This is a genomic window from uncultured Methylobacterium sp. (assembly GCF_964251405.1).
GTDB lineage: Bacteria > Pseudomonadota > Alphaproteobacteria > Rhizobiales > Beijerinckiaceae > Methylobacterium.
In genome coordinates, this window is record NZ_CAXUJR010000126.1 from 1 (window position 1) to 2,102 (window position 2,102).

1 pseudogene is annotated in these 2,102 nt (G+C 72.1%); it reads left to right on the forward strand.

What is annotated here, in order from left to right:
• Positions 1–33: 33 nt before the first annotated feature.
• Positions 34–2,102 (forward strand): annotated as a pseudogene (locus ACFE7U_RS16580) (transglycosylase domain-containing protein); the annotation flags it as partial.

Here is a 2,102-nt window from a genome sequence, read left to right on the forward strand (position 1 = left end):
TCCGGCACGCCCGCGGCGTCCGCGGCCGGCGGCACCACGAAGACGGGCAGTCCGTTATCCGGCGGGCCGGCCCCCGATACGCGGGCGGCGGCTCAGGAGGCCGCTGCGGCCGCCCGCGTCCTCGCGCGCCAACTCGGCATCCTCGCGGCCGGGGCGGCTCGATCCGGCAGCCGGCGCGGGCGCGCGGCTGTGGGGCGTCTCGCGGCCGGGACCGCGGCGGCCGGCGCGATGCTGGCCGCGAGATTGCGGCGAAAGCCCGCCGACACAGATGCCGAGGCAGCCGCTTCCACGCCGCCCGGGCCGCCGGCCCGGCGCCGGCCGATCCTCTCGACACTGTTGGTGGCCTGCGCCGTCGCCGGCCTCCTCCTCGCCGGCTTCCTCGTCTGGATCCTCGCGACCCTACCGCCGCTGGGCGGCGTCGCGACCGAGAACGATCGCCGGGCGATCACCGTGGAGGCCGATGACGGGCGGGTCTTCGCCACCCGCGGCGTCTTCCAGGGGGAGAGGCTCGTGGCGGCCGACCTGCCGCCGCATCTCGCACAGGCGATCGTCTCCATCGAGGACCGGCGCTTCTATTCCCATTGGGGCGTCGATCCTCGCGGCCTCGCCCGCGCCGTCTGGCGCAACCTCGCGAGCGGCGGGGTGCGCGAAGGCGCCTCGACCATCACCCAGCAATACGTCCGCCTCACCTCCCTGACCCAGGAGAAGACCCTGCGGCGCAAGGTGCAGGAGGCGTTCCTGGCGCTCCGCGCCGAGAGCACGATGACGAAGCAGGAGATCCTGCTCGGCTACCTCAACACCGCCTATTTCGGCGCCGGCGCCTACGGGGTCGATGCCGCCGCGCGGCGCTATTTCGGCAAGCCGGCCAAGACCCTGACCCTGCCGGAATCCGCGATGCTCGCTGGCCTCGTGCGCGCGCCCTCGCAATTGTCGCCGACCCGCAATTTCGGCGGCGCCAAGGAGCGCGCCGACGTGGTGCTGCAGACCATGGTCGAGACGGGGGCGATCACCACGGCCGCGGCCGATGCGGCGCGGGCCGAGACCATCACCCTGCGAACGCCGCCCGAGACGCCGCCCGGCACCAACTTCTTCATCGACATGGTGGCGGCCGACGCCAAACGGCTCATCGACGCCCCCGGCGACGTCACCCTGCGCACCACCCTCAACCTCGATCTCCAGAGCCTCGCCGAGGGTGTCGTCGCCCGCCGCCTCGACGCGGAAGGTGCCAAGAAGAAGGTCTCTCAGGCCGCGATGGTGGTGCTCTCGAAGGAGGGCGCGGTGCTGGCGATGGTGGGCGGGCGCGACTACGAGGACAGCCAGTTCAACCGGGCGACGCAGGCCAAGCGCCAGCCCGGCTCGCTGTTCAAGCTGTTCGTCTACCTCACCGCCTACGAGAAGGGCTACACGCCGGAGACGGTGCTGGTCGACCGCCCGATCCAGATCGGCGAATGGGAGCCGCAGAACTCCAACAACCGCTTCCGGGGCGCCGTCCCCCTGCGCAGCGCCTTCGCCTTGTCCATCAACACGATCGCGGCCCAGATCGCCGACGAGGTCGGCATTCCCGCTGTGATCGAGACGGCGCGCCGGCTCGGGGTGCAGTCGGAACTGCCGAACCTGCCGAGCCTCGCGCTGGGCTCGGCCGAGGTGACCCTCCTCGAGATGACCCGCGCCTATGCGGGCGTGCTCGCCAACCGTACCGGCCTTGAGAGCCACAGCATCCACGCGGTCCGGGGCGGCTCGCCGCAGCCACTCTACCTCCGGCCGGAGCCGAAGGCCGGCGCGGCCCTGCCGGGCGACAGCCGCACGATGATGCTCGACTCGCTGCAGGCGGTGGTCGACGGCGGCACCGGCAAGGCGGCCCGCGTCGCCAACATCCCGGTGGGCGGCAAGACCGGGACGACGCAGGATTACCGCGATGCCTGGTTCGTCGGGATGACCCCGGATCTCGTCGTCGGGGTCTGGGTCGGGAACGACGACAATTCCTCGATGAACAAGGTCGGCGGCGGCGATCTTCCGGCGGCGATCTTTCACGATTTCATCGAGCGGGCCTCCGTGCAGATGGCCAAGGCCCGCAAGCGGCCCTCCGCCGCTCGCGCCCAGCC